Below are 25716 nucleotides of genomic sequence, written 5' to 3'. Positions count from 1 at the left end.
GATATTCCTTGGTTTTTTAATAATCACTATATTCGCCGTCAACATCAATGTAATTATATGAGATGGCACTTAGTTCATCAATACTTTCTAAAACCTGGTCATCATTTGTAAAGTTACTTTCAATATAGGCCAAGTAATCTTTCACATTGCTGGCCGAGGAGCTCGGTTGCTCAAGGCTTAGGGTGACAACTACAGCAAGACAGATCGTAATGCTTGCTAGAGCTGCACATAACCACTGGGCCCTCTTCTTTTGCTTAGCTTTCAAATGAGATGTAAATTTTGTCTTGAACGCAGCATTCATCTCCTTTGGCGGATTAATTGCAGCTTTTGTTCTTAAATTTGTTTTCATATTCATTTCTTTATTTGAATCTTTCATAAAGACTCCAATTGTGTTTCAAGTATCTCTTTAAGTTTTAGTTTTGCTCTGTTTATTAAATTCTTAACGGCCTGTCTCGACTTTCCTAAAATCTCTGCAATCTCATCTCCAGTGTACTCATCCATCCACAGGGTAATGGCCTCTCTTTGTGTTGGAGGTAAGTTTGAAATTGCTTCAATTATTATTTCTGAATTGGCCTCTTCAATAAGCTTTTCAAGAGTCGATACTTGCTCATCTTCTATACCAATAATCACATTATCATCGGCAACATTTAATTCTTTTATTTTCTTTAAATAGTCATAACTCTTATTTCTTGCAATCGTCCAAAGCCATGTCGATACTTGATATTCTTTTCGATACATCTTTCTCTTGTCATATAAAGTGAAGAAAGCATCGTGAACAATCTCTTGGGCCTTTTGCTCATCGAGTAGGATATAATAAACATATTGGTAAAGTTTTGTGCTTAGTCTTTGGTAGAGGACCTCAAAAGCTTGGTGGTCATCATTTTTTGCAACAACTTCCATTAGGTCAGATGAGCCTAGTTTTGATTGCGAATTTGACCAGATAAAGTTCTTCATTATACGCATACCTATTATACGAATATTGCTTACAAAGGTTTCGCACTTTCAATAAAGTGCTATAATATTCACTAGTTACAGGATAGTGAAACCTTTTCCATTACCACCAGTATAACAGTTAACTGGATAAAAAGGAGAAAATGATGAAAACTCTTACTATATTAGCTTTAACTTTTTTATTAGCTTTTTCTACACTCGCAGATGGTGAAAAGAAAAGAGATCGAAAGCATAAGAAAGATAGAAGTGCACGTTATGAAAAGATGACTGAAATGGATGGTGATTTTTCTAAACTTTCTAAAGGGGATCTTAAGAAATTAGAAAGTGAATTTGCTAAGTTTCAAGATGAACAACATAAGAAGAAAGTGGCATTTGAGAAAAAAGTATTTTCAAAAAGAGAGAAGTTTTTAAAAGATAATGAAGCATTAATGCTAAAGCACTTAGATGAGATCTATGCTCTAAAGAAGAAGTTACAATTTGGTAAAAAAGAAGAAAATAAAAATATTAGAAAACAAATTAAAGAAAAGAGTAAAGAATTTAGAAAGTCGATGAAGCAACTACGACACAAAGACCAGCGCGATAGTATTAGAAGTATGAAAAAAGAATTCTTTGAAGAAATGAAGGTCGAAAGAAAAAAGTTTAAAGAGAAAATTAAATCTTATAGTAAGAAATCGTAATAAAGAAAGGGCCAATTGATGGCCCTTTTTTAATTCTTATATATTTCTTTTACGAGTTGATTAATAAAGCGCATACGATATTCTTCGTAGCTAGTATTAAGACCATCAGATGAGATATTTACAAGGGTATTATAAATATCACCAGGAAGGCCACAAGGGAATGTCATCATTAAGGCCTTATTCATCTTCTCTGATGGATAAATATTTAAGGCCATCCCGTGCATTGAAACAAAACGCTTAAGTTGGATGCCCATTGAAGCTACTTTCTTCTCACCATGCCAAAGTCCTAGGAGAGGGCGATCAAAGTCGAGATCATGAATCGTGTTATCACTCGTATTTATAGCGTTTACCGTACTTTTAAAGAGCTTGTTAATAAGCTCAATTGTTCTAAGCTTTTGTTGACCAATATGAACAATAGGGTAGACAATCACTTGTCCCGGATGATGGAAAGTTAGTCCTCCACCGCGCTTAATTTCCACAACAGGAACATCGATCTTTCCGACAAGGGCCTGATCAAAATCAACAAGTCCATGCTCTTCAATTTGATCTCTTTGAAGTCCTCTTCCCATTGTAAAGACTTCCGGGTGAGAGGTAATGATATAAACCATTTGTTCTGGATTATTGTAGATATATTCATTGGCCTTTTCTTGGAAAGCTAGCGCTTCTAGATAGTCCCAATTATCTTTGTGAAAAATATATATTTGGTTCTTCGACTCAAGTGAGTAATCTTTGATACCAAGATCATTAATTAAATTGTTAAACGTCATGACCTTTTGCCCTTAGGTGATCAAGGTAATCCGCTGCCTTGTAACTACTTCGAACCATCGGTCCTGAAGCAACAAATTCAAAGCCCATTTCATAGGCAATCTCTTTGTAGCGATCAAACTCCTGTGGCCTATAGTATCGATCAACGCTTAAGTGTCTCATCGTTGGGCGCATGTACTGACCAAACGTTACGATATCACAACCAACTTCTCTAAGGTCTTTGAGTGTCTCAAGAATTTCTTCATGAGTTTCACCAAGTCCTAGCATTAAGGAAGTCTTTGTCGAGATATGTGGATAATTTTCCTTATAGAACTTTAAGCAGTTTAAAGTCTTTTCATAGCCGGCGCGACGATCGCGCACATCGTGAGTTAGCCTTCTAACAGTTTCAACGTTTTGTGCGATAACAAAAGGGTTACTCTTAGCAAGAGTGTGCATATGTTCTTCGACTGCATTGAAGTCTGGAATTAGAACTTCAACAAGTGTCTCTGGATAGTCTTTATTGATTCTTTTAACGACGTTTGCAAAGTGGCCAGCTCCAAAGTCTGGAAGATCGTCACGATCAACACTTGTCACAACAAGGTACTTTAGTGACATCGTTTCAACCATCTTTGCAGCATTTTCGATTTCATTGAAGTCGACAATACCTTTTGGATTTCCTGTATCAACATGACAGAACTTACAGGCACGAGTACAAGTACCACCTAGAATCATCATTGTTGCAGTCTTTGCAGACCAACACTCAGACATATTTGGGCAACTTGCTTCTTCACAAACTGTGAAGAGTTGCTTTTCTCTTAATTCTTTTCTGACTTCTTTGAAGTTGTCACCAGTTGGGATCTTATTTCTCAACCACTCTGGCTTTCTTTCAAGGTTACGCGCTTCTTGTTTCTTTCCAACATTAAGACGTGCTTTCTTTTCTTGAATTTTCTTACGAGATTCTTCGTAATCCATTTGATTTACTTGGTTATCAGTCATTTATATAATCCTCAAAATATGTCCATGCTTATAGCAATTTTAAGCTCGTAAGTTAAGACATATGATGAGGACCTACGTATTTTCTATACCTTAGCAGTATCAGTCTCAACTTTTGAGCTCTTTAAACTAAGTAATGCAGCAGGTAAGATCACTAAGTCGGCCAATAGGGCAAGTGTTAGGATCACTGAGCAGTACACACCAAACTTTTGGTTAGGAACAAAGTCTCCTAGGTAAAAGAGACCAAAAGCAATGGTTAGCATTGTCGTCGTAAGGGCCAGGGCCTTTCCTGTTTGATGCATTGTCGATGCAAGTGCATCGTGGCCATTCATACCTTGAAGCATTTTCAACTTATAATTCGAAATAAAGTGTATTGTATCGTCAACTGCAATACCTAAGCAGACGGCAAAGACGATAACGTTACCAATATTTAATTCATCACCTGCAAAGTACATAATTCCCGCGGCCACTGACAGTGGGAAAATATTTGGTATGAGAGAAAGCATTGCTAATTTAAAGTCTTTAAACACAAATAAGATAATTAGAAAAATTATCGGAAGTGAAATACTCATAGATGTTAAAAGAGTATTTACAACAAGGTCATTAACTCGATTGTAGATAGGAGATTGACCGGCTTCATAGATTGTAATGCCAATTTCATCCGCTTTCTTTAAGATCTTATCTGTTTTTGCAATAGCGGCCGTTGAATCATTTACATCCCACATAACGAGGACACGAAAGCGGCGATTATCAAGAGATAATTGATTTTTTAGATCGAGCCCTTGTGGTAAACCAAGAGTGTAGAGAAATAATTGATCTGCAACTGCACGTCTCGTATCTGGGATAGCATAGAATTCTTCATTATCACCATGGAGAGTTTTATTCATCTGTTTTACAATATCGAGGATTGAGCTTACACGAATAATTTTTTCGTCTTTAAGCATCCATTGAACTAGTTCTTCAGACTTCTTTAAAAACGCAGGGTCTTTAACACCTTCTGCCTTCTCTGAATCAAAAACAAGTTCAATCATTCTTGATCCACCAAATTCTTTACGAACCATGTTAAAGGCCTGCTTAACTGGCGTATGCTCATCAAAGTATTCGATAGGGTCAGCATTAATATAGTTTTGCATCCCAAAGTAAATTGAAGCAATTGTTATAATTGGAGTGAGAATATTGATAATTACTTTATGCTTTTCTGCAAACATAAAGATTCCATCAAAGGCATGGAATTTATCGTCACGATCTCCAACTTTAAAATGAACCTTAGTTAATAACGCTCCAAGGAAGAAGTAAGTGTAGAACCACGCAATACAAGTTCCAATTCCTGATAGGATACCAAGATTGTAAATTGGTTTAATATCTGTTGATGTCAGTGAAAAGAATCCAATTGCTGTCGTTAGAGTTGTGAGCAGTGTTGGAATAAAGTTCTTCTTTAAAGCTGCAACGGCAGCATCATGTTCATTCATTCTATCAAAAATATAGAAGTGTCTGTAGGTAATTAAGATGTGAATCGAATCAGCTAATCCAATTGCAATAAGAATTGCCGGCAAGGCCGCAATGATACTTGATAACTCAATTCCTAAATGTCCCTCAATTCCAAATGTCGTGATAATGGCAAGACCAACTAATGAGAATGGGAGAACTATTCCTAAGAGGTTTCTAAAGAATAAGAAAAGGATTAGAGAGAGAACTCCAACTACTATTGGAAAGACTACCATCATATCTCGATCAGATGCTCTTTGGAGTGACTCGTTGATAAAAGAGATTCCACCGAGATAGAATTTTACCCCGTCAGTTTTATTATACTTTTCAAGCAAAGCTTCCGTATCAACAACGACCTGATCATAAGGAGGAGTACCTTCAAATGTATCAAGAAAGGCCCTAATATACGTAAAGCGTCCCGATTTAGAAATAATTGAGTTTACAAGCATGCGATCATTCGTGGCATGCTCTTTTTTTAAATTTAAATTTTCTGGAGTTAGCTCAACTTCTTCATCTAAAAATGGTGTAATAAAAATATCATCATCTTCTGATTCTATTGAGTTGTGATTTGTTAAACTTTCAACACGAACAATATGCTTAATTTGCCAAAGATCACTCGTGATGTCTTGAATCGTCTTAATTGTATTTTCATCAAAAAGACCATCTTCCTTATAGACCATGATATCGATTGTATCCGAACTACCAAAAATCCCTTCATGCTCCTTAAGATCAATTAGACGTTGATCGTGATCCATTAGCCAACCCTTTACTGAGTAGTTAGCATGAATTTTCGGAAGTCCCGAACTAATGGCGATAAAGAAGATAAATGAAATTAGAAGACAAGTTTTAGTATGGTCGACGATATACTTTGAGACTCTTTCTGCAAGTGAGTGAACACGTTTCATATAATCAATTTCCTTTGAAGTTTGCTTAATTACTATATTAAGTTTTATGAAGAAAAGCTAAGAATTTTGGGGGGAGATTATAAGAAATACTTGATTGATGTAGACGCTCTAGCAAAATACTGTCGATACTCTCTACGTGTTCGAGAGTGAACATTGTGTGCTAGAGCGTTAGCGTAAAACTAGTTTTTAGTGGATTCCGATGAAATCCATTCCTAGCTTTTCAATGGCATTCTCTTTCAAGAATGGCATCTTCGTATTGATATTAAATTTAGCACCTTTAAGGTTGCAGTTAATGAAGATCGTTCCCGTTAAATCAACATTAGAAAAGTCACAATCTTTAAGGCTACAATTTTTAAAAGTAACTCCTCGTAGATTTGCCCATCTCATGCTTGTTGCCGCAAGATCACATTCTTCAAATGTACTATCTTCTAAATTTGTACATTCCAAGCTTACATCTTTTAAGTTAATTCTCTTAAAACGATTCTTTGCAAGGTTTGACCATGTGAAGTCAACACCCTCGTAATTTGAATTATTGTGCTTGGCGTATTTGATATTACATTTTCTTAGATCACTTTCGTTAAGATCCGAGTGACGGATGCTAATCTTATCTAGCATCGAGTTATCAAACGAACTCTTCTCAAGCTTAGAGGCACTGATTAATCGTAAGTTATCAACATTCCTAAGATTGATACGATTTTCATTTTGTTTTTTGATTGCTGTAAACATCGTGTTTTGCGTCGTCATTTCCATCCTCTTTGTAAAACTAGGAAGATAGTAGCGATTTTATTTAGCTATATTAAGTCAATTGTTTGTAAATTCGGAATTTCCGAACTATTGTATTTGCATGAACTGGAATCATCTCTATTGTTTTTATGAAGCTGCAAAGCATAAATCCGTAAAGAAAGCCGCTTTGAAAATGGGCCTTGCTTCGTCGACTGTGAGTGAGCAGATTAAAAAGCTTGAGCAAAACTATGGCGTCCAACTATTCGAAAGAAAAGTTAGAGAGATTGTTTTAACTAAAAAAGGTGAGGAAGTTTTCTCACACGCCAAAGGTGTTTTTTCAAATGGGATGCGTCTTGTTGATAACTTAACGCCACATGATGATGGTGGTTATGATGTGACTTTTTCCATTGAATCTCATTTGGAGTCTCCAAATATTGCAACGGTTTTAGCGGATTATTATTCAGCATATAGTGATTTTGGCCATACAATTACTAAACGTTCTAAGAACTTCTCACAAACTATGTACTACCTTGAAAATGATACTGTTGATGTGGCCATTAGTGATAAGAAGTTATCAAATGAATTATACGAGAATTTCCTCGTTGCTCAAAACTACCTTAAATTCTATGCAAATGAGACGGTAGCCAAGAAATATGACCATCTTCCATTTGAAAAGTTAGTAAAAAAACTACCAATAGGTTTTCTTTCTTCAGATGAGAAAATGATTGTTAGTGCTAAACAAATTCTTAAGGATCAAAAAGTTTATCTAAAAGAAGCCTTCTTTAGTGAGCACCTCCATTATCTTTTAACACTTGCCCAACGAGGGGAAATCATCCTTGCTGCAATTGGCAATGAATCAATATACCAAGAACTCTATTGTCTTGGACCAGAGCATGACATTCATCTTCCAACATTTGCCATTATTAAAAAGCAGAATGAAAATTTACTATTCGCAAGAAAATTAAAAGATTTATTAATGGTTGAGGCCGATGCCGCTCACTTAAATCTGCATTAATTTCTATTTGCCGAGCTGTTTAAAACTCGTTAGCATCTATCGATGAATAAAATTTCGCTTATTAAATCCATTGCAATGACAATATTGATCGCCCTTTCTCTACAATCAAGGGCCGAGGATATTGGTTTTCTTAAAGATGGAAAAATCAAAGATATTATCGTTAGGGAAATTGCTAACCTAAACTTATCAACAACAGTAAAGCTTCTTGATTGGAAGAAGATAAAGGGTGTAGGTGTCGGCCTTAAGTATGGCTATGAAATGACGCCATCGTACTTAAAAGGAAAGTTTGCTCGTGTTGATGAATGGAGTTTCAATCGTCATGTAAATCCTGGCTCATATATTGATGCTGTTACGCCAATTAATTTAACATTTTCAAAGAATGATCGTGTAACTTTCATTCGCCATTTCGAAGACCAAAAGAAAGCGATTTTAGCAGTTCCTTATTCTATCAATAAACTACCATATAACGCAGAAAGTACTCTAAAACGATTGGCCATTGGTGACTTTGTTAGTATTCCTGCTCAGATGACATTAAACTTCGGCATGAGTGCATCATATGGTTATGGTGATATTGTGGATGCTAGTGCATTTGCCAATGTTATTACTAGTGGTAATTACAATATCAATATTTACCGCATGGATGAGAGTAAGGTTCGCCTCAAAATCGTAACGAGAACTTCGACTGAAGCCAAAACAGGTGCTCAAGTAAAGAGTGATTTCTTTGTCGCGCTAGTTGAAAAAGTAAATGCTCCTGACTTTGTTTCTAAAAATTTCCAACTGAAATTAGTCGAATACAATTTAGGGCGTGGAATAGGTGAACAGTACGTTTTAGACTACATTTTTGATTTAAGCCTGCCACATGCTAGAGAAGCATTTGATCGTATTATCAAACCTAAGTATAAGCTTGATACAGATAAGATGATTGGACAGTATACTGGACGAAAGTATATTGAGGAAAAGTTAATCTCTGACTTTAGCCTAGCAAATGAAATTGCAACATTTGGTACAGGTGTAAAATTACTTTTTCAAGGATTCAATGAGTATAAGTTCAAGCGTCGTGGTTTTAAGCTTGGTATCTTTATTAGTGAAGTTGATTATGACTGGACTTATTATAAGAATAATATTTCTATTATAAATGGCCCTGATGCAGGAGAGTATTTCTTTCCAAACAAAGTCTACAAGTACAGTGAAGAGTTTAATATCCTTATTCATAAAAGAAAGGATAGGATCGAGGAGTCTTACTTCTCTTTCATTCCAAAAGATAGGGCGACTGAAACTTCTGTTGATTTCGGAACTAACTACATTAGAAAGGATCGATATTTCACAAGTGGAGAGTGGCGATCAACGAAGAAAAAGATCAAGGCCTTGGTTCCTAAATTTATCTTTTTAAAAATGGACTTCAAGGAATTAGATTCAATCAAGACTAATATTACAACCGAAGTTAAGTATCGTCTTGTACTTAGAAAAGAGATTTTTGACTATATTAAAGATGTACCTCTTGATCGAATAATTGATGAAGTTAACAAGATCAAAAAAGATCGTGGCTACCGAGTTGTTTCAAGAAATGGAAAAGGTGACCATATCATAAGTAAGATATTCTTTTGGCAAAGGGCGCATACTCGTCACGTTGCTAGGAGAATTCAAAAAATTCTTAACTCAGATGTCGAAAATATCTATATTAAATTGGAAAAGGTGATCGATAACATCGACAAGAATAATTTTCGTAAGTATTTTTATCGTGTTGTGCAAAGTCTTGTTCCTGTTGATGATCTGCCAAACTTAATGTTTTTTAAGTTGGATATCTTAGGTAACCGTACTCAGCCTGTACATTTTAAGTATGGAGAGCATGAGTTTCCTAAAATATATTATGAGATTTTAGATATTAACCGCGACTTTCACGACTCAAAAAGAGACTTTCAAATTATTACGGAGTAGGTTGTGAGTGATTACAAAAAATTTATAGGTGAGTACAAAGATTCTCCAGTTGAGATTTTTGAGAAATGGTTTAAAGAAGCTGTTGCTACAGAAGAGAATGGACCTGCATTTACACTTTCAACTGTCGATAGTGAGGGGCTTCCAAATGCTAGAACTCTCTTATTAAAAGAAGTCTTAGATTTTAAACCATTATTTTTCACAAATTATGACTCTGTTAAGGCCAGCGAGATAGAGAATAATCCAAAAGTCGCTATGACTTTCTATTGGCATCGTCTTGGAAAACAAGTCAGAATTAGAGGTTCAATCTCTAAGTGTGATTCGCAAATTTCGAAGAAGTATTTTCATTCCCGTGCTCTCGAGAGCCAAGTGGCCAGCTTCATTTCTAAACAGTCTTCTTCAATTGAAGACAGAAGTAAATTAGAGCAAGAATATAATGCTGGTCTAGATCGCTATAAGGATGAAGTTCCTTATCCTGAAAACTGGGGTGGGTACTTAGTTGATATCCAGGAAATTACTTTCTTTATTTACGGAGAGTTCCGTTTAAATGATCGTTTTCAATTTATTAAAAAAGGTAATGAGTGGCATTCTCTAAGACTTTATCCATAATTATATTAACAATCTTCTTGTTGGTCTCTAATGGGAATGCATCAGAGCTATATGCTGGAGGTGGAGCATCCTTAAGTGGTGTTATCTCTGAATCTGATTACTATAACGGCGCTACCGCAATTTTTCCATCTGCCAATGTTGGAGTGAAATTTGGTGCTTTGGCCATTGAAGGTTTTTTTAGAAAGGGGACACTTTCTAATGATCATCAAGGCTTTAAGATCGATTTGGACACAAACCAATTTGGTTTTATGTTACGTCTATCTCCTGAAGAATGGCTTGATATGAACTTGGGAGGACATTGGACAATGGTGGAGGGAAGCTCTTCTGTTTATAATGGGCAAGTACTGACAGGTTTAGTTAATCGTACGTATAGCTCAGTTATTTTAGGAATGGGATTTAATATACCGCTTTCAAATCAATTGCGTGTACGTACTGATATGAACTTCTATTCTGGAAAAGAAATTTTCTCTCTTTTTCAATTTGATATTTCTGTTGTTTATAGCTTTCTTACTTTTTAGATTGGCTGCTTGCTGGCAATCTTCCACTTTCTCTAGTGATAAACTTTGCAAGTTCTGGTGTTACAAGCCCACCCTTATCTAAGGCCGTTGCGAGTTTGTCATTACCAGTTTTAAGTGAACCAATATATTGTTTGGCTTGTTGATTTGCAGCAACTAGGGTTTGCATATTATCAAGTGCTGCTTGATATTCTGTTTTGATTTCTTGAATCGTTTCTTTATGGCGAGCGACCTCTTGCTTTAGATTCGCAATCTCTACCGCCTGACTAATGTGAGCATTTAGATTTTTTTCAAATTGAATTGCATCTTGATCTTTAAATTCACGACCAGCTTTGATTGTGAAAGCGATTAGAACAAGTAAGTTAGCAAAAATAATTTTTTTCATAAATATCTCCATTATTCCATGTACCTATCGACATAATAAAAAAAATCATTAATATTTTTCGAAAACATCCGAAATAATAAGTACTTATACTTTGGGGAAAGAGAATGTTTTTGATTGATGTAAATTTATTTGAAGATGAGTTCTACCTTCTGCCTGTTGAACAGAGGAAAGGTGACCAATATAAAATTGAGTGCCACTCAATTGAGTCGGCAAAATTACTACAAGAAACTCTAGGCCAGATTAAGCATCTGCATCCAACTAAGGATAAATCTCGCTTCAGACTTTTGAGGAGAGAAAATCAATTTGGCTTTGAAGTGAAAGTTTTAAGTTATATTGAAGAAGAAAAAAAGGCCTCATAAGAGGCCTTTCATTTAATTAAATAATTAAAGATTTGAGTTTACGAAATCCCAATTAACAAGGTTCCAGAATGCGTTGATGTAATCTGGACGAGCATTTCTGTAATCAACATAGTAAGCATGTTCCCATACGTCGATTGTCATTAGTGCTGTGTGACCATCTGTCATTGGAGTTTCAGCATCGTCAGTATTAACGATTTCTAGTTCTCCACCCTTGTTCTTTACTAGCCAAGTCCAACCTGAAGCAAAGTTAGTTGCAGCTGCATTTGAGAATTCTTCTTTGAATTTATCAAATGAACCCCATTTTGCGTTGATAGCGTCAGCTACTGCACCAGTTGCCGCACCACCCGCGTTTGGAGCAAGACAGTTCCAGTAAAAAGTGTGGTTCCATACTTGAGCAGCATTGTTAAATAATCCACCACTTGATTTCATGATGATCTCTTCTAGAGTCATGTTTTCAAATTCAGTTCCTGGAATAGCTGCGTTAAGCTTAGTTACGTAAGCATTGTGGTGCTTTCCGTAGTGGTACTCAATTGTTTCAGCTGAGATATGAGGTGCTAGAGCGTCTTTTGCCCATGGTAGTTCTGGAAGTTTATGTTCCATTCTTTTCTCCTTAATTCTAGATTCTTAAAATGTTTTTTGAACAGCTCCATTCTAATGCGTTTGTTCTTTAAGTGCAAAACGCAATAAGTTATAGAAATTATTTTTGCCCTTTGGAAATTCTCCTCAAATTTTACTCAAGAATTTAACTTAGATGTCGATTTTAAGGTAATGCATTTGCCTGGCCGTCTACCTACATTATTTTTTTCAATCTTAACGAGTTTTCTTGTTTGTTCTAGCGTTGCGGCAAGTAGTTGGGCAGAACGTGGTGGAGTAATTCGCTCGGCTACTAATAAGTATAGTGGAAATTGGAGAAAGCTTTCTTCCACTCAAGAAGGCAGTATCGAGCAGCTTATCGAAATTGTCTCAACTTCAAAGCTAGGAATTCAGCTTATTGACAAGGCCCGTTTAAGAGCTGCCAAGGATCGTAAGCGCCTAGAAGAGGTAATTGATAGTGGAGATGTATCGGTAACCGACACAACCCTTGTTCGAAAATTTAATCCAAGCTCTCCTGAGAGCGTGCGTTTTGAAACAAGATCAACTGTTTATATTGATAAGTCACATTCAACTAAAAATGCCGTTTTAGACCTTATCCATGAGCTCACTCACTATATTTATAAAAAACCTTTCAACCCTTATTTAAGTGAATTCTCAGTTTCTTCCTTTCTTAGCGATACTATTCAAGGCAAAGGCGGGGAAGTGGATGCTTTTATGGTCGAGTGCCGTGTTGGACGTGAAATCTATGGCCTTAAGGCAATTTCTCCACAGTGCCTAAATATTTTAGATGGAGAGGAGTTTTCAAGGGATCTTGCCATAAAGGAATTTTATAAATTAGGCGTTCATTATGATCAATTTAAGCATGAGGCAAGTAAACTAGGCATCTCTGATGAGATTATCCAGTTTAGTTCTCGTGAGGATTCAAGCCTAATATCTTCGGCTTGGTCAAAGCCATACCCAGTAGCAGTTATTGAGGAGTATGGGACCATTATGACTAAGGTCTGTCAAAATGATCTCAAGCGTATGACCTACCTTAGGGAGAGCCAAACCCGTTCAATAGCGAGTGCTAATAAGAAAGTTGGCCAAGTAGAGTCGAAATTTAATGCTCGTTGTCGTTCATATTTAGACTAAATTTTATTGACGACTGAACTCAATAATGTCTCTATGCACCAATGATCACTTACAAAAAACTCTCTTTTTTCCTCGGCTTTAATTGACTACAAAGCTAAGCATTGGTAATTTATAACCTAAGAATTTCATAATTTTATACATCTATAAAAAGGATTGCTGGCAATGCAAGATAGTGTTGTTTTATTAAAACTTGATGACTTCCTTAACTGGGGAAGAAAGAACTCTCTATGGCCAATGACGTTTGGTCTTGCTTGTTGTGCTATTGAAATGATGGCAACTGGTGGATCTAAGTATGACTTAGAAAGATTTGGTTGTGGTGCTTTCATGGCGACACCAAGACGTGCGGACTTAATGATTGTTGCAGGTACTGTAACACTTAAAATGGCCCCAAGAATTAAGACTCTTTACGAACAAATGGCCGAGCCGAAATATGTTATTTCGATGGGCTCATGTGCTAACAAAGGTGGGCCTTACTGGCAACACGGTTATCACGTTCTTAAAGGTGTTGATGAGATCGTTCCTGTTGACGTTTACGTTCCAGGTTGTCCTCCAAGACCTGAAGCCTTAATTGAAGGTTTAATGACACTTCAAAAGAAAGTTGCCAACGAAAGACTTCTTAAAGATAAGTGGGTGAAGCATGCTTAATGAATTAGTAACTTTTATTAATGATAAAGTGAGTGGTGCAAATGCTTCTTTAATTGAAAATGAAGCAGGTGATAAGCCAATCTTAATTGATGCTTCAAAGATTAAAGATGTTTGTTATGCACTAAGAGATAGCTCAGATTATCAATTCAACGTTCTTCAAGTTGTATCTGGTGTTGATTACGAAAATGAAATCGAAGTAAACTATATGCTAGCTTCGTTCATCACGAACTCTGATGATGTAATACTTAAAGTAAAACTTCCAAAAGCAAACAAAGATGATGTTCCAAAGATTGATTCTGTTTGTGATGTTTGGAAGTCAGCTAACTTCTTAGAGAGAGAAGTGTACGATATGAATGGTGTTGAATTTGTTGGACACCCAGATCATAGAAGAATTCTTTGTCCTGAAGACTGGGAAGGTTTCCCACTTCGTAAAGACTACGAAGTTCAAAAAGCTTGGCAAGGTTTCGAAGTAAATCCTGAACATAAAATGAATATTGCAGATCATGAGTTCTTTGCTAAGGCAAGAATTGATGCTGCTGAACCAAAGAAAATCTCTGGTTCATGGGATGGAAAGATTTCTACTGATTTAGAGGCAGCTCTAAATAAGAAGATGGAAGAAGCTAAATAATTAATTTTAAGGATATTTTTAATGGAAGATAATACATTAAAACAAGAACAAGAAGCCTTACATACTGATCTACTGACAGTAAATATGGGGCCTCAGCACCCTGCCACTCACGGGGTTTTACGTGTTGAGATTAAAACAGATTCTGAAATCGTTGTTGAAGCGACTCCATACCTAGGTTACCTACACCGTTGTATGGAAAAGCACAGCGAGAACTTAGACTATCGTGGGATTATTCCTTTCACTGACCGTATGGACTATCTTGGTGCTATGGGAATGGAATGGGGTTATGTTCACGGTGTAGAAAAAATGCTTGGAACTGAAGTTCCTGAAAGAGCAGAGTATATCAGAATCATCGTTGCGGAACTTCAAAGAATCGCATCTCACTTAATGTACTTTGGTACTTACGCAATCGACCTTGGGGCCTTCACTCCATTCTTATACGCTTTCCAAGATAGAGAGCAAATCCTAAGAATCTTTGAAGAGCTTTCAGGTGCCAGACTACTATACAATTACATTTGGATTGGTGGTGTTTGGAATGATATTAATGACGATCAACTTCGTCGTATCGATCAATTCTGTACAACGATGGAAGAAAGCATGAAGAAGTACCACGATCTAGTTGGTATGAACGCAATCTTCCGTAACAGAACTGCTAATGTTGGTATTGTAACTCCTGAGATGGCTTATGAGTACGGTGCAACTGGTGCTGTTCTTCGTGGTTCAGGTGTTGAGTGGGATCTTCGTAAGAAGAAGCCATATGGTTACTACGATAAGTTTGATTTTGATGTTGTTACTGGTAAAGGTGAAATGGGAACTGTTGGTGACTGTTGGGATCGTTACTATGTACGTGTATTCGAAATCTTTGAATCAATCAAAATCCTTCGTCAAGCTCTTGATGGAATTGAAGCTGGACCTGTTATGGGTAAAGTTCCAAAAATCATTAAGCTTCCAAAAGGTGAGATTTATACAAAAACTGAGTGTCCACGTGGAGAACTTGGTTACCACATCGTTTCAGATGGTGGAAAAACTCCTTACAGAGTTAAAGTTAAGTCTTCATGTTTTACTCACACTTCAATGCTACCTGAACTTGGTAAAGGTCAGATGATTGCAGACTTCGTTGCTACAATCGGAAGTATTGATATTGTTCTAGGAGAGGTTGACCGATGAGCACTGATACAACTTACCACGCAGGTGAGCAACTAACGTTAGGAAAATGGTTTAAGAATATCTGGACTGGTATTACTACTGTAACGAAAGGTCTTGGTATTACTTTTAAATATGTGTACGGTGTAAAGCCTGTAACAATTGAATACCCAGAAGTAAGAGAAGAGCTTCCAGCAAACTCTCGTTCACGTCTATTCAACGACGTTGAAAACTGTATTTCTTGTTACCAGTGTGCAACTGCTTGTCCAGTTGACTGTATTTACATTACAGCAGTTCGACGTGAAAAAGATGCTCCAGTACTTAAGACAAGTGGTGGAACACCAATTAAGTTAGATCTTCTTCAATATACAATCGATACAGCTCTTTGCTGTTACTGTGGTCTTTGTACTACTGTTTGTCCTACTGAGTGTCTAACTCACACGACAGACTATGAATTCTCTCAATATACTCTTGATGAGATGAAGTACGACTATCTAGCACCAGATATCAAAAAATGGCGTGAACGCATTGTAAAATAGAAATAAAAAAGGCTCCTAATGGAGCCTTTTTTTATTTCTATGCGCAGACGCTTGAAGTGATTATTCTCAATAAATTCAAATAGCTTCAGCTATTTGATGTTTCCTCAGCGCAAAAATCTTCTTCATATAACCGAAAGACGCATGTCCAGGACGGACGGTATGTCGTCACTTCAATAGACACTGTTTAAGATATTTACAATCTAACTACTTAATATTCCGTTAAATTCTTGGCACACAAAGTGCAACTATATATGTATCTGGAGGGAATAATGAAAATGATTCTTAAAGTTACAATTGCACTATTTATCACTTTAAATGCTTTTTCATACCAGCAAATTTTTGCAACTTCAGGTGATCTAAAGATTAGAAGTCAGTACTATGGTGATCAAGATATTAGATCGATTAGAGTCTATGGTGATACAGTAAGTGCTTATTCTAAAGATCCAAACGGAAATGATTATAATGATGTTCTTTTCAAAGTTACGAAGGAATATGCACCGTACAAGGAATTCTTTTTTGATATTCTAGAAAAAGGTGACTTTGTTATTCTTCCAAATGAAACAGGTAAAATCGAAGATCTAAAATTAATCTACAAGGGTAAAAAGTATAGCTTTATTGAAGCGGCACTTTTTCTTAATAAGAAAGATATGTGTGGGTTAGGAATGGAGTGTCCAACAAGTAATGCGGCCATAAATGATGGAAGAAGAACTACTGCTCCAGGAACACAAGGTCCACTTAGAAGAGCTGATGCTAGAAAAGTTGATTACATGACAAGAGTAAATATCTTCTAATAAAAGACTTTATTAGGAAACTTCTTTAGATAATTTATTGATATGGGCAAGCATCATTTCACGAGTCTTGTCCATGAGCTCTCCAATATCATCCATTGTTAAACCCTGTGTCGAAATAGGCTCAAGTGCTTCAATGATAACCTTTCCAGGTTTGAGTTTTCTAAGATCAAATGACTTATCATATTCAGAAAATACAACAGGGTAAATTGGAAGTTGGCCTTGGATAGCAACAACGAATGGGCCTTTTTTAAATGGCAGTAATCCTCGTCCTTTTGAGCGAGTTCCTTCTGGCATAATCCAGACATTACAATTGTCTTCTTTAATTGTTCGAGCAACTTCGGCCATGGCCTTCCAGGCCTTAGTTCTATTTGTTCGATTAATCAGAATATTTCCAGCAAGGTAGTACATTTGACCAAAAATAGGGATCCAGACAAGAGACTGCTTCCCAAGAGAGACTGTTCTTTTTGGCAGGGCCGGCCCTACAAAGAAAATATCGAGATTTGATTGGTGATTAGAAATGATAACAGAATTTCTAATATCCTTGTGACTCTTCTTAACTCTTGCTTCAATTTTTATATTTAAAAAAAGGTGAGTTAGCCACGAGTAGTACTTAGCAATCATGTATGTGTTGCCACGATTTGCAGGACGAAACATGCATATTGGAATCCAAATTAGTGTTCCAATAACTAAGAATAATCCAGCAATGAATAGACGAAAATACATTAAAAGCATTTTTACTTTATAGCATAGGATTTATAGGTGTCAGACTATAAAATTAAAGTGTTTTTAACGCTATTTAAGAGTAACTGTTAAAATAGTGTAATTAAAATTACTGAGCCAATTGCCATTAAGATTCCAAGACCTTTTGGCACAGTAAGAGAGATATTCTCTACGAATACATCCCATAGAACACTTGTCACCATCTGTGCAGCGATTAGTCCGACAGTTGTTTTTACGGCACCAACTTCATAAATACCAAGCGGAAGACCCACAACAAATAAGAAGCCGAAGAACCCAGGAATGACATACCACCACTTAAATTGGAAGTCCTTTAAGCGAACGAATTCAGGAAAGAACTCTGGGTTATATTTAACAAAGAAGAAGAAACCAATACAAACAACTAGAGTAACAAAGTTACCAAGAAGGGCCATCCATGTAAGACCGATATCATTTGTCATTAATCGGTTTATGGCACCTTGAAGGATTCCGATACAACCAATAAATAGGGGAACAATTATGGCCAGGTTATTTGTCATTTATTTTTTCCTTTATTTCTTTAAAAGAGTTAGTCCTTTAAGGTAGTCGCCTTCAATAAAGCCTTTAAGTGACGGACAGTCACCAGTAAGTTTTAGTGATCCAGTGATACTAATCTTGCGGGTACCAATGTACTCTTTAATTTTATTTTCAAATTTCTTGCGTGTAATTGAATGTGTATTTAAAAAGATATGCGCTTTTCCACCTTTATTTAGAATCATATCAAATAGAGGAATCATATCTTTATATGCATCAATAGCTTTCGAAACTTTCTTTCCATCACTTGATGCACTTGGTGGATCGCAAATAATTAAATCAAACTTACGACCTTCTGCCTTAAACTTTTCTAGTGCCTTGATTGTTGGCATACAAAGTGATTCATGATTTTCACTCATTTCATTAAGAACAAGGTTCTCTTGTAGCCAATCAAGATACTTTTGAGAAAGATCCACACTTGTTACATCTGTTGCCCCCTGTTTCAGTCCAAACAGAGAATAAGCTCCAGTGTAGCTATATAGATTTAAAACACTCTTTCCTTCAAAGTCTTCTTTCACGCGGTCCCTAATTGCCGCCATATCTGTGTAGATTCCAATATCATAGAATTGGTTAAGCTTAATTTGATACTTAACTCCATATTCTTCAACGATAAAGTTATCTTCTTTTAGTTGCTTATTTGTCGCGCAATAAAATTCTTTCTTACGCTTTAGATTTCTTTTTTGAACCCAAAGAGTATCTTTAGGAAAAAAGTCTTTTACTATTTTTAGAACGTCATTTTCAAAGTGGTTCCAGAAGTTTGCATAAAATTGAATAAGAATTCTATCTTTTAAGCGAATAATAAAAAGACCTGGTAGATAATCAGACTCGCCAAAAGCAAGGTAGTAGTTTTCACGAGTATCAATATTCCCACGTGCTTCAAAACTTGCTTGCATGCGCTCTCTAAGTTCAAAGTAGAACTCTTTTGGGCCAATGTGAGATGAACCTTCACCAATACGCCAGATTCGTGCTAGCACACTATCGTGAGTCGGATCATTTAGCATAACAACAAACTTCGCATCGTCGTTCTTAACTTCATCAAGCTTTGCCGTAATAAAAGGAGAGCCCTTAGGAAACTTAAGAGAGTACTTATCTTTAGTAATCCAAGGATGACCTTTGAAGAGATATTTGATACTGGCAGGGTGTAGTTCTACCCTAGGTGTACGAATGCGTGGACGACCTGCGGTTTTCTTGTTCATTGTTACTTTTCTTTTTCTAACTTAATACGATATTGAAGGTTGTTCTCTAGTAAGAGAAGAAGTTTATTTGTTATCTCAAAAGGGTTTGAGAGTTCGAGAACACCAAATTCTTGTAAACGAAACTTTGTTTCAAGGTCCATGTCACGATATGGATCAAAATTTTGGCAAAAGAGTTTTAACTCTTCTAATAGTTCATCATTGAGATAGAAATCAGGGTGATTAATATCCTCTGATTGCTTATCAAAAGCGTGGTTTTCATTTCGAATGTGAAATAACTCTTCTTTATTTTCCATGGAGTATTGTTATTTCAGATACATAGCGTTACGTCAAGATAGGAGGTCTATTTTGGCAATAATATCTTTTTTATCAATCACTCTCTTAGCATTACTTATTCCTGCTGAAACCTTAATTGAAAGGTTTAACTCATTGAAATTTCGAATTCGATCTGAATATCAAAGAGGCAAGGACTTGTTAATAGAAGTATCCCAGCTCAATTTGATGGGGGACTTAACGCAACTTTCAAATTACAAGTTTTACGACTCATTAATTTGTGAGATTGCTCAGATTGCAAAAGAATTTGGCGCTGCAACAAGTCGAACTCTTGCAAAAATGCGCCACGCTCTCTCCAATGATCTTCAAATTGAGAAGAAGGCCGCAGGCACAATTAATGAAACACTCTTTCAATTTCTTATGGCAATGGGACTTACATTTGCCCTAAATATCTTTGCAACAAATATCCTTGGCCTCGCAACCGACTATACCTTCCTCGTTTTGGCCCTAATCTATAATCTTGTAGGTATTCTTAGTTTCATCATGCTTATTAAGAAACTAAAGCGAAAATTTCTGGCCCCTATTAGTAAGATTCTAAATTCATATCTCATATTTAAGCTAATGTACGATGTTGGAACTCCCATCAATCAACTCATTCATCGTTCATCAATCAACTCAATTGTAGATTTAGATCAGGCCCTGGCCAAGGATCTCTTTCGAAGGCTCGCTGCACTAATTGAAGTAAAGAAACACCAAGGTGTGGATATTTGTGAAGACCTTGAATCCATTGAGATTAATCTTTGGGATGATTACCGAAGTGAAAATGAAGTTTTTTTACAACGATTAAAAATCTTCAAATTTATATGGCTTGTGGTCTTCTTCTTTGTGCCTTATGTCGCAAACTTTTTTCGTCTAATAAGTCACCTAAATCTTTAAGCTTGCAGGCACTCTGTAATTGATATTCTATCGTTTTATAGGTACTTTATTTGAGTAATTTTAAAACAAATGGAGTCAATCGATGGCCTATCAAAATGATAAGCAAATTATTTATTCAATGAACCGTGTTGGAAAAGTTTATAAGCAAAAGCACGTTTTAAAAGACATCTCTCTTTCATATTTTTATGGAGCAAAGATTGGTGTTCTTGGTCTTAACGGTGCTGGTAAGTCGACACTTCTTAAGATTATGGCAGGTCTTGATCAAGACCATCTAGGTGAAACACACTTAGCTAAAAATTATTCGGTTGGTTACCTTGAACAGGAACCAAAACTTGATCCTGAATTAACAGTTAGAGAAGTTGTTCAGCAAGGTTGCCAAGAGACAGTTGATCTTCTTGCTCAATTTGATGAAATCTCTGCAAAATTTGCAGAGCCAATGTCTGATGACGAAATGAATAATCTTCTTGATAAACAAGCTAAGCTTCAAGATAAACTTGATGCTGCAGATGCTTGGACTCTTGATAGTCAACTAGACCTTGCAATGGAAGCACTAAATTGTCCTCCATCTGAAGCAAAGTGTGGAAACCTATCTGGTGGGGAAAAGAGAAGGGTTGCACTATGCCGTCTTCTACTTCAAAAACCTGATATTCTTCTTCTAGATGAGCCGACAAACCACCTTGATGCTGAAACAGTATGGTGGCTTGAAAGACACCTACAACAATATAAAGGAACAGTAATTGCAGTAACACACGATCGTTACTTCCTAGACAATGTTGCTGGTTGGATTCTAGAGCTTGACCGTGGACAAGGGATTCCATTCGAAGGAAACTACACTGGTTGGCTAGAGACAAAAGCAAAGCGTCTAGCTCAAGAAGAAAAGACTGAGTCGAAAAGACAAAAAGCAATGAAAGAAGAGCTTGAGTGGATTCGCTCAAACCCTAAAGCACGTCAGGCGAAGTCAAAAGCTCGTATTAAGGATTACGAAGAAAGAGCAAAAATCTCTAGTGAAAAGAGAAATGAAACAAATGACCTTTTCATTCCTGCAGGTCCTCGTCTAGGAAATAAAGTTATCGAAGCTCACGGCGTTTCAAAAGCATTCGACGACAGACTTCTATATGAAAATCTTGAGTTCTCACTTCCTCCTGGTGGAATCGTTGGGATTATCGGTCCAAACGGTGCTGGTAAAACAACTCTATTCAAAATGATTACTGGTCAAGAGAAGCCAACTTCTGGAACTTTCGATGTAGGTGATACTGTTAAGCTTGCTTACGTTGACCAGGGACGTGATTTAGATCCTGAAAAAACAATCTATGATGTTGTTGCTGATGGAACTGAGTTTATCAATGTTGGTGGCCAAGAAGTTAACTCTCGTGCCTATATTGCAAAATTCAACTTCTCTGGAGAAGACCAGAAGAAGAAAGTTTCTGAGCTTTCAGGTGGTGAGAGAAATCGCGTACACCTTGCAAAAGTTTTAAAAGAAGGTGGAAATGTTCTTCTACTGGATGAGCCAACAAACGATCTTGATGTAAATACTCTACAAGCTCTTGAAAAAGCACTTGTTGATTATGCTGGTTGTGCTGTTATCATTTCCCACGACCGTTTCTTCTTAGACCGTTTAGCAACACATATCCTTGCATTCGAAGGCGAGGGGAAAGTTGTATGGTTTGAAGGAAACTTTAACGAGTACGAAGAAGATAAGAGAAGACGTCTAGGAGATGCAGCAATGAATCCTAAGCGCTACACTTATAAGAAACTTACTAGAGATTAGAAAAGAGATTATAAGCTTGAGAAGTGTATATAAATTTGGTGGCAGTTCGATAAAAAGCGCTGCTGCCATTAAGCAGATTGCAGATTTAATTTTAGCGTGTCCAAATGATGCTCTTGTTGTTTTATCTGCGACGTATAATTCAACTAATGAGCTGGAGTCAATTTACTTTAGTGAAGACTCTAATTTATTAGTTGAAGACTTTTTCACAAAGCATAGAGTGATCATTGAAGAGTTAAACCTTCAAGTTGATCTCTCCAATTTTAAAGAAGAGTTGCTAAGCTATCTTACACTTCCCAAGTCTAGTTCGACTCTCGATTCTATCTACAGTATTGGAGAGCGTATCTCTACATCAATCCTTGCTAGTTATATTCAACAACAAGGAAGAGAACTTTATCACGCAGATGCCCGTGACTATATTCTCACGAATCGCAATTTTAATGAGGCCAAGGTTCTCTTTAAGAATACAAAGGCAAATTGCAAAGATTTAAATAAGCACTCGCTAATTATTACACAAGGCTTTATCGCACGAACAACCGATGGCCAAACTTCAACTCTAGGCCGAGAGGGCTCAGATTATTCTGCTGCTATCTTTGCTTGGGCATTAGATGATGTACAAGAGCTTGTGATTTGGAAGGACGTTAAAGGTGTTTACGGCCATGATCCAAAGGTTCTTACAAATGCACCTTTAATTCACAACCTAAGCTACCGACAGACAAAACTTTTGACTAATAAAGGTGCTAAAATTCTTTTTCATCGAACGATGAACCCTTTAATCGAAGCAAATCTACCCCTTATTGTTAAAAGTGTATTCTACCCGAATGAAGCTGGAAGCTGTATTAGTGATGCTAAGGAAGATCATTTCTGTGCTATTTCAACAGAAAGAGATGAAGCCTCACGCAATTTTATTACGGTATTTGGCCTTCCTCTTGAAAATGCAAAGTTGTTGGAAAGGTCATTTGAAGTCGATGAAAATAACGATGATTACTTCACGCTAGAAGTTGATGGCCAAGATCTTCGTGAGTGGATAGACCTCTTTGGTGATCAGTTATTTTCTTAGCCTTTGAATAAAGTGTTGAGTAAATCGGACGATCTGCTTCACTACCGTGAACCTCTATAATTTCTTTTACTTCTTTATTTTCAACAAAGATCACGTTATCAACACTTTGACAGATCAGTCGTAAGATTTGATCGAAATCAATTCCGTTTTTACTCTCTGAGAAGATTGAAAATAATGTAGTAAGTCTGAGTAGTGTATCCTTGGCACTGTTAGCATGAATTGTACTCATCATACCTTTGTGCCCAGTATTCATTGCTAATAAAAATGGGATAACCTCACTTGATCTAATCTCTCCAAGAAGAATTCTCTTTGGAGACATCCTTAAAGCATAACTACAATAGTCTTTTAGACTCTTTCCCTCACTAGGATGTGATAAGAGGTGAGTTGAATTGGAAATATCTCCGTCGATCTCTGCAACATCTTCAATAATAACGTGATGTTCATTTTCAAAGCATAGCGCCTTACAAACTCTTAAAAAGCTAGTCTTTCCACTTGCCGTAGAGCCCGCAATAACAATATTCTTATAATCACTAACCAACTTTTCCACGATCTCATGTGTTTCTTTGTCTTTTGAAAAATCGGATATTTTGAAATTCTCTTTTGCATGAACTCTCAAAAATGCTTTTGCTTGTGCTTTAGGGGAAAGACATGGATGTGTGATACTCACTCGCAAGTCAATCTCATTTCCGTCAACTAATCGAGTATTCTTAAATGATGCAAATGGATTATTGAAGTTCCAATCAATTCCTAGTTTTTGAGTTAGAAAAACTAAGCTTAAGACAAAGTCTTCATTACTTAGAAATTCAACCTTTAAATTAAGATGATCCTTCTTTTGTACTTCGATATCACTAGGAGAGTGAATGATAAACTCATTGGCATCATACATTTTTAGAAGATCATCAATGTAACTTTGATGATAGACCTTGTTAAACCAGTCTTTGATTTCGTTTAGATTATCTAAGTCACTTTCTTGAAGATTATTTCTTTCGAGTGTTTCTAGAATAATTTCTTTAAAGTTCAGATGAATTGTTTTCTTTGCTTTCTCACTAAGTAGCATTTTAAATTCATTGAAAAAATACTGATTGATTTGTGACATTTTATTTCCTATTTAAGTTTCGCAATTGCAATGATTCTTTTATATGTTTTAAACTTTGTTGAAGATGAAAAGAGCTTTCCTAGAATAGGTACTTGGCCAAGGATAGGAAGTCTTCTTCCTGCGTTATCATCAGTTGTTAAGTCAATTTCAAACATTTGAATTGGAATTCCCTTTTCAATGAGAAAACTTGATTCTTGTGCACTCCCATTGATATACGTATCCCCATTCATTTGTCCCATTGGCCTAGTAAGTTTTGTAGCGTATTTCACTTTATAGCGATTATTTATTTTCTCTAAAAGTATCTCAATCTTAAGCCCTGCAAATCTCCACTGTGTATTATTTCCGTTGTTATTAGTCGTTGTCGTAAAGGGGATATCAGAGCCCATTTGCACTGTTGTTTTATTACTTGTACGAAGTAGAATTTTTTGTGTCGCAAGTGTTGAGACATTATAATCTGTATCTCTAAGTACAATACTTTGACTCTTTGCAAGTGCTGAAGCTCCTTCGTCAAGAAGGTCTGCAAGGCCTACGTCAACTTGATCTAGTCCGAAATTTATTTCTTTTCCGTCCATTCTTTCAATTTGGATGATTCTCATTTCTAGTTTATGGTTCAAAATATTCTCAAATCTTTGAGATAGAAAAAACTTAACCATAAGTTTATTTTGAAGTGGTTTAAGAAATTTTATATCTTTCAATATCTCTTCGTTGGTGAAACAGTGAATATCGATCTTGTTCTTTTGGCAGCGTATATCGTCATAGTAGTTTTGAAAAAAGTGGTGATGAATCTCTGCGATGATTTTCTTTGCTACTTGATCTTTTAGTTCACCTTTGAAGATAATACTCTTATTTTTACTTAACAGCGGTCGTAGGACTAGGTACTGATCAAGTGTTGTAATATCTTGGGTAATAATTAATTTATCTCCCTTGATTTCACCATTGATGTCGAAATGACGTAGATTATTTAGAGCTTCGAGCACCTTAAATTGACCAGACTTTGAAAGTACATAGAATTCGAAGGTCTTCTTGTTGCCAGAGTTTAACCATAGTGTGACAATTGAGTGACCTTGCATTTTACCTTTAATAATGAGTTTTGATTGGGCCTGTAGCGACTTGCTCGATAAAACTTCTTTATTAGATATACTGTAGTTTAAAACATTGTTTAATGAGATTTCAGTTACTTGGCCTATGCCTAGGGTAATTTGCTTCAGGCCTGTAGCGTAAATATTGAAATTTACGACTGATACTAGGCCAATGACTTTGACAAAAGGCAAGAAACTTAGTAAAAACCTATACTCGAAAACTGTTTTTAATTTAGATTTAAATATATTGAGGAGATTTA

The 25716-nt window shown here is 36.2% G+C and carries 29 protein-coding genes; 15 read left to right on the top strand and 14 right to left on the bottom strand.

Annotated elements, in window-relative coordinates; all coding sequences use genetic code 11:
• Positions 1-16: 16 nt before the first annotated feature.
• Both ACMAYS_RS09600 and ACMAYS_RS09595 read right to left on the bottom strand, forming a co-directional pair.
• Positions 17-376: a hypothetical protein gene (locus ACMAYS_RS09600; protein WP_103218047.1), complete on the bottom strand. Its 360-nt coding sequence runs from the start codon at positions 374-376 to the stop codon at positions 17-19.
• Positions 373-954, bottom strand: coding sequence for an RNA polymerase sigma factor (locus ACMAYS_RS09595; RefSeq protein WP_158246871.1), 582 nt, complete (start codon positions 952-954; stop codon positions 373-375). Before ACMAYS_RS09595 ends, ACMAYS_RS09600 begins: the two co-directional genes overlap by 4 nt.
• 143 nt (positions 955-1097) lie before the next feature.
• Between ACMAYS_RS09595 and ACMAYS_RS09590 the strand changes: the two genes are divergently transcribed.
• Positions 1098-1628 carry a hypothetical protein gene (locus ACMAYS_RS09590; protein ID WP_103218045.1) on the top strand — a complete coding sequence of 177 codons (531 nt, stop codon included), beginning with the start codon at positions 1098-1100 and terminating at the stop codon, positions 1626-1628.
• A 29-nt stretch (positions 1629-1657) separates the two neighbouring features.
• Here the strand turns inward: ACMAYS_RS09590 and ACMAYS_RS09585 are convergent, their stop codons facing one another.
• The 4 genes from ACMAYS_RS09585 to ACMAYS_RS09570 all read right to left on the bottom strand — a co-directional run bounded on the left by ACMAYS_RS09585 (position 1658) and on the right by ACMAYS_RS09570 (position 6499).
• Positions 1658-2395 (bottom strand): lipoyl protein ligase domain-containing protein, encoded by a 738-nt coding sequence (locus ACMAYS_RS09585; protein ID WP_103218044.1) that lies wholly within the window; start codon positions 2393-2395, stop codon positions 1658-1660.
• Positions 2385-3368, bottom strand: coding sequence for a lipoyl synthase (lipA, locus tag ACMAYS_RS09580; RefSeq protein WP_103218043.1), 984 nt, complete (start codon positions 3366-3368; stop codon positions 2385-2387). Before lipA ends, ACMAYS_RS09585 begins: the two co-directional genes overlap by 11 nt.
• 83 nt (positions 3369-3451) lie before the next feature.
• Complete coding sequence (locus tag ACMAYS_RS09575; RefSeq protein WP_412463164.1) at positions 3452-5755, bottom strand: efflux RND transporter permease subunit; 2304 nt, start codon at positions 5753-5755, stop codon at positions 3452-3454.
• 186 nt (positions 5756-5941) lie between these two features.
• Positions 5942-6499, bottom strand: coding sequence for a pentapeptide repeat-containing protein (locus ACMAYS_RS09570; RefSeq protein WP_158246870.1), 558 nt, complete (start codon positions 6497-6499; stop codon positions 5942-5944).
• Between the two features lie 100 nt (positions 6500-6599).
• On the opposite strand from ACMAYS_RS09570, the gene ACMAYS_RS09565 reads away from it, so the two are divergent.
• The 4 genes from ACMAYS_RS09565 to ACMAYS_RS09550 are packed head-to-tail and all read left to right on the top strand — an operon-like array spanning position 6600 to position 10552.
• A complete protein-coding gene (locus tag ACMAYS_RS09565; protein WP_392992495.1) occupies positions 6600-7493 on the top strand; it encodes a LysR family transcriptional regulator in 894 nt (297 codons plus the stop codon).
• Positions 7494-7535: 42 nt separating this feature from the next.
• Entirely contained in the window at positions 7536-9428 is a 1893-nt protein-coding gene (locus tag ACMAYS_RS09560) for a hypothetical protein (protein WP_392992493.1), read from the top strand.
• Positions 9429-9431: 3 nt separating this feature from the next.
• Positions 9432-10034, top strand: a complete 603-nt coding sequence (gene pdxH / locus ACMAYS_RS09555) for a pyridoxamine 5'-phosphate oxidase (RefSeq protein ID WP_412463163.1) — start codon at positions 9432-9434, stop codon at positions 10032-10034.
• Positions 10035-10051: 17 nt separating this feature from the next.
• Entirely contained in the window at positions 10052-10552 is a 501-nt protein-coding gene (locus tag ACMAYS_RS09550; RefSeq protein ID WP_146037854.1) for a hypothetical protein, read from the top strand.
• Here ACMAYS_RS09550 and ACMAYS_RS09545 read toward each other — a convergent pair.
• A complete protein-coding gene (locus ACMAYS_RS09545) occupies positions 10542-10934 on the bottom strand; it encodes a hypothetical protein (RefSeq protein ID WP_103218036.1) in 393 nt (130 codons plus the stop codon). The genes ACMAYS_RS09550 and ACMAYS_RS09545 overlap by 11 nt on opposite strands.
• 104 nt (positions 10935-11038) lie before the next feature.
• On the opposite strand from ACMAYS_RS09545, the gene ACMAYS_RS09540 reads away from it, so the two are divergent.
• Positions 11039-11293: a hypothetical protein gene (locus ACMAYS_RS09540; protein ID WP_103218035.1), complete on the top strand. Its 255-nt coding sequence runs from the start codon at positions 11039-11041 to the stop codon at positions 11291-11293.
• A gap of 24 nt (positions 11294-11317) precedes the next feature.
• On the opposite strand, the gene ACMAYS_RS09535 is transcribed toward ACMAYS_RS09540, so the two are convergent.
• Positions 11318-11893 (bottom strand): superoxide dismutase, encoded by a 576-nt coding sequence (locus tag ACMAYS_RS09535; RefSeq protein WP_103218034.1) that lies wholly within the window; start codon positions 11891-11893, stop codon positions 11318-11320.
• 168 nt (positions 11894-12061) lie between these two features.
• Here ACMAYS_RS09535 and ACMAYS_RS09530 point away from each other — a divergent pair, with 168 nt between their 5' ends.
• The 6 genes from ACMAYS_RS09530 (at position 12062) to ACMAYS_RS09505 (ending at position 16764) form a co-directional block, all read left to right on the top strand.
• Complete coding sequence (locus tag ACMAYS_RS09530) at positions 12062-13018, top strand: hypothetical protein (protein ID WP_146037853.1); 957 nt, start codon at positions 12062-12064, stop codon at positions 13016-13018.
• A gap of 162 nt (positions 13019-13180) precedes the next feature.
• Positions 13181-13663, top strand: a complete 483-nt coding sequence (locus ACMAYS_RS09525; protein WP_103218032.1) for an NADH-quinone oxidoreductase subunit B — start codon at positions 13181-13183, stop codon at positions 13661-13663.
• Complete coding sequence (locus ACMAYS_RS09520) at positions 13656-14291, top strand: NADH-quinone oxidoreductase subunit C (RefSeq protein ID WP_412463162.1); 636 nt, start codon at positions 13656-13658, stop codon at positions 14289-14291. Before ACMAYS_RS09525 ends, ACMAYS_RS09520 begins: the two co-directional genes overlap by 8 nt.
• Before the next feature lie 21 nt (positions 14292-14312).
• Entirely contained in the window at positions 14313-15458 is a 1146-nt protein-coding gene (locus ACMAYS_RS09515; protein ID WP_103218030.1) for an NADH-quinone oxidoreductase subunit D, read from the top strand.
• The gene (locus ACMAYS_RS09510; RefSeq protein ID WP_103218029.1) at positions 15455-15973 is read left to right on the top strand and encodes a 4Fe-4S binding protein; all 519 of its coding nucleotides are present in this window, start codon (positions 15455-15457) and stop codon (positions 15971-15973) included. Before ACMAYS_RS09515 ends, ACMAYS_RS09510 begins: the two co-directional genes overlap by 4 nt.
• A gap of 269 nt (positions 15974-16242) precedes the next feature.
• Positions 16243-16764: a hypothetical protein gene (locus ACMAYS_RS09505; RefSeq protein WP_103218028.1), complete on the top strand. Its 522-nt coding sequence runs from the start codon at positions 16243-16245 to the stop codon at positions 16762-16764.
• Between the two features lie 12 nt (positions 16765-16776).
• On the opposite strand, the gene ACMAYS_RS09500 is transcribed toward ACMAYS_RS09505, so the two are convergent.
• The 4 genes from ACMAYS_RS09500 to ACMAYS_RS09485 all read right to left on the bottom strand — a co-directional run bounded on the left by ACMAYS_RS09500 (position 16777) and on the right by ACMAYS_RS09485 (position 19543).
• Complete coding sequence (locus tag ACMAYS_RS09500; RefSeq protein ID WP_103218027.1) at positions 16777-17496, bottom strand: 1-acylglycerol-3-phosphate O-acyltransferase; 720 nt, start codon at positions 17494-17496, stop codon at positions 16777-16779.
• Between the two features lie 77 nt (positions 17497-17573).
• Entirely contained in the window at positions 17574-18020 is a 447-nt protein-coding gene (locus ACMAYS_RS09495; protein WP_103218026.1) for a DMT family transporter, read from the bottom strand.
• A 12-nt stretch (positions 18021-18032) separates the two neighbouring features.
• Positions 18033-19250, bottom strand: a complete 1218-nt coding sequence (locus ACMAYS_RS09490; RefSeq protein ID WP_103218025.1) for a class I SAM-dependent rRNA methyltransferase — start codon at positions 19248-19250, stop codon at positions 18033-18035.
• A 2-nt stretch (positions 19251-19252) separates the two neighbouring features.
• The gene (locus tag ACMAYS_RS09485; protein WP_103218024.1) at positions 19253-19543 is read right to left on the bottom strand and encodes a hypothetical protein; all 291 of its coding nucleotides are present in this window, start codon (positions 19541-19543) and stop codon (positions 19253-19255) included.
• 52 nt (positions 19544-19595) lie between these two features.
• On the opposite strand from ACMAYS_RS09485, the gene ACMAYS_RS09480 reads away from it, so the two are divergent.
• From ACMAYS_RS09480 to ACMAYS_RS09470, 3 genes are all read left to right on the top strand, one after another.
• On the top strand, positions 19596-20456 hold the full coding sequence (locus ACMAYS_RS09480) for a hypothetical protein (RefSeq protein WP_412463161.1): 861 nt from the start codon (positions 19596-19598) through the stop codon (positions 20454-20456).
• A gap of 82 nt (positions 20457-20538) precedes the next feature.
• Positions 20539-22224: an energy-dependent translational throttle protein EttA gene (gene ettA / locus ACMAYS_RS09475; protein WP_103218022.1), complete on the top strand. Its 1686-nt coding sequence runs from the start codon at positions 20539-20541 to the stop codon at positions 22222-22224.
• A gap of 16 nt (positions 22225-22240) precedes the next feature.
• Entirely contained in the window at positions 22241-23281 is a 1041-nt protein-coding gene (locus tag ACMAYS_RS09470; protein ID WP_412463160.1) for an aspartate kinase, read from the top strand.
• Here the strand turns inward: ACMAYS_RS09470 and ACMAYS_RS09465 are convergent.
• Together ACMAYS_RS09465 and ACMAYS_RS09460 are read right to left on the bottom strand one after the other, a co-directional pair.
• Complete coding sequence (locus tag ACMAYS_RS09465; protein WP_412463159.1) at positions 23211-24377, bottom strand: ATPase, T2SS/T4P/T4SS family; 1167 nt, start codon at positions 24375-24377, stop codon at positions 23211-23213. The genes ACMAYS_RS09470 and ACMAYS_RS09465 overlap by 71 nt on opposite strands.
• 8 nt (positions 24378-24385) lie before the next feature.
• Complete coding sequence (locus ACMAYS_RS09460) at positions 24386-25648, bottom strand: hypothetical protein (RefSeq protein ID WP_158246868.1); 1263 nt, start codon at positions 25646-25648, stop codon at positions 24386-24388.
• Positions 25649-25716: the final 68 nt, after the last annotated feature.

The sequence above is a fragment of the Halobacteriovorax sp. RT-2-6 genome, assembly GCF_047085025.1.
GTDB lineage: Bacteria > Bdellovibrionota > Bacteriovoracia > Bacteriovoracales > Bacteriovoracaceae > Halobacteriovorax_A.
Note: the sequence above shows the minus strand (reverse complement) of the source record. Positions and strands in the feature narration are given on the sequence as shown.

Bases quoted from the DNA above. Each gene is read 5' to 3' on its own strand.
- ACMAYS_RS09600 (WP_103218047.1), bottom strand. From the start codon at position 376: ATGAAAGATTCAAATAAAGAAATGAATATGAAAACAAATTTAAGAACA.
- ACMAYS_RS09595 (WP_158246871.1), bottom strand. From the start codon at position 954: ATGAAGAACTTTATCTGGTCAAATTCGCAATCAAAACTAGGCTCATCT.
- ACMAYS_RS09590 (WP_103218045.1), top strand. From the start codon at position 1,098: ATGAAAACTCTTACTATATTAGCTTTAACTTTTTTATTAGCTTTTTCT.
- ACMAYS_RS09585 (WP_103218044.1), bottom strand. From the start codon at position 2,395: ATGACGTTTAACAATTTAATTAATGATCTTGGTATCAAAGATTACTCA.
- lipA (WP_103218043.1), bottom strand. From the start codon at position 3,368: ATGACTGATAACCAAGTAAATCAAATGGATTACGAAGAATCTCGTAAG.
- ACMAYS_RS09575 (WP_412463164.1), bottom strand. From the start codon at position 5,755: ATGAAACGTGTTCACTCACTTGCAGAAAGAGTCTCAAAGTATATCGTC.
- ACMAYS_RS09570 (WP_158246870.1), bottom strand. From the start codon at position 6,499: ATGACGACGCAAAACACGATGTTTACAGCAATCAAAAAACAAAATGAA.
- ACMAYS_RS09565 (WP_392992495.1), top strand. From the start codon at position 6,600: ATGAACTGGAATCATCTCTATTGTTTTTATGAAGCTGCAAAGCATAAA.
- ACMAYS_RS09560 (WP_392992493.1), top strand. From the start codon at position 7,536: ATGAATAAAATTTCGCTTATTAAATCCATTGCAATGACAATATTGATC.
- ACMAYS_RS09545 (WP_103218036.1), bottom strand. From the start codon at position 10,934: ATGAAAAAAATTATTTTTGCTAACTTACTTGTTCTAATCGCTTTCACA.
- ACMAYS_RS09540 (WP_103218035.1), top strand. From the start codon at position 11,039: ATGTTTTTGATTGATGTAAATTTATTTGAAGATGAGTTCTACCTTCTG.
- ACMAYS_RS09535 (WP_103218034.1), bottom strand. From the start codon at position 11,893: ATGGAACATAAACTTCCAGAACTACCATGGGCAAAAGACGCTCTAGCA.
- ACMAYS_RS09530 (WP_146037853.1), top strand. From the start codon at position 12,062: ATGCATTTGCCTGGCCGTCTACCTACATTATTTTTTTCAATCTTAACG.
- ACMAYS_RS09525 (WP_103218032.1), top strand. From the start codon at position 13,181: ATGCAAGATAGTGTTGTTTTATTAAAACTTGATGACTTCCTTAACTGG.
- ACMAYS_RS09520 (WP_412463162.1), top strand. From the start codon at position 13,656: ATGCTTAATGAATTAGTAACTTTTATTAATGATAAAGTGAGTGGTGCA.
- ACMAYS_RS09515 (WP_103218030.1), top strand. From the start codon at position 14,313: ATGGAAGATAATACATTAAAACAAGAACAAGAAGCCTTACATACTGAT.
- ACMAYS_RS09510 (WP_103218029.1), top strand. From the start codon at position 15,455: ATGAGCACTGATACAACTTACCACGCAGGTGAGCAACTAACGTTAGGA.
- ACMAYS_RS09505 (WP_103218028.1), top strand. From the start codon at position 16,243: ATGAAAATGATTCTTAAAGTTACAATTGCACTATTTATCACTTTAAAT.
- ACMAYS_RS09500 (WP_103218027.1), bottom strand. From the start codon at position 17,496: ATGCTTTTAATGTATTTTCGTCTATTCATTGCTGGATTATTCTTAGTT.
- ACMAYS_RS09495 (WP_103218026.1), bottom strand. From the start codon at position 18,020: ATGACAAATAACCTGGCCATAATTGTTCCCCTATTTATTGGTTGTATC.
- ACMAYS_RS09490 (WP_103218025.1), bottom strand. From the start codon at position 19,250: ATGAACAAGAAAACCGCAGGTCGTCCACGCATTCGTACACCTAGGGTA.
- ACMAYS_RS09485 (WP_103218024.1), bottom strand. From the start codon at position 19,543: ATGGAAAATAAAGAAGAGTTATTTCACATTCGAAATGAAAACCACGCT.
- ettA (WP_103218022.1), top strand. From the start codon at position 20,539: ATGGCCTATCAAAATGATAAGCAAATTATTTATTCAATGAACCGTGTT.
- ACMAYS_RS09465 (WP_412463159.1), bottom strand. From the start codon at position 24,377: ATGTCACAAATCAATCAGTATTTTTTCAATGAATTTAAAATGCTACTT.